Below are 529 nucleotides of genomic sequence, written 5' to 3'. Positions count from 1 at the left end.
CGTGGTTCCTTCGGCTCAGGATCTTTGGGTTCCTTGCCGTCGGGATTCAGCAAGCCTTGCAGGTTCGCCTCGGCCTTGGCGAGCTGCCGCGGACCGGCGTTCGGGGCGAGATTGGCGAGGATCTGCTCCGCCCCCGCCCGCTCCTCAGCCGAAATGTCGGCGGGGAGGTTTTTCAGGATCTCCAGGATCTGATCGATCCGCTCATCCCCGACCAACCCCTGAGCGGCGACGGCAGCAGTGGCGGGAGCGACCGGCGGAACCTCGGTGCCGTCCAAAGCACGGGTGGGGTTCAGCGCGATGGCGCGCTTCACGATCGGGCCCGCCTCACCCCGCGACAACCCCGCGATCTCGGCGAGCCAGCTCGCCGTGCTGCCATGCCCGTACAAGTCTTTGGCGCCCCGAGACTCGATCTCCGCCAGGAACCGCCCCAGACAGGCGGTCGCGATCCGAATCAGCTGCAACGACTGCTGCACGCCATGGGCAAGCTCCAGCTTGCCGGCGCGCCACAGCTCCTGCGGCAACTCGGGGA

General features: G+C 67.9%; 1 protein-coding gene. It reads right to left on the bottom strand.

Going from position 1 to position 529, the window contains the following annotated elements:
* Positions 1-529, bottom strand: a 529-nt coding sequence (locus ACSMFO_RS40250) for a DUF222 domain-containing protein (protein ID WP_436462555.1), incomplete at both ends; no start/stop codon positions are given.

Source organism: Amycolatopsis sp. w19, from assembly GCF_051373225.1.
In the GTDB taxonomy this organism is placed as follows: domain Bacteria; phylum Actinomycetota; class Actinomycetes; order Mycobacteriales; family Pseudonocardiaceae; genus Amycolatopsis; species Amycolatopsis japonica.
The sequence above is the reverse complement of the archived record's forward strand: the minus strand, read 5'-3'. Positions and strand labels throughout refer to the sequence as shown.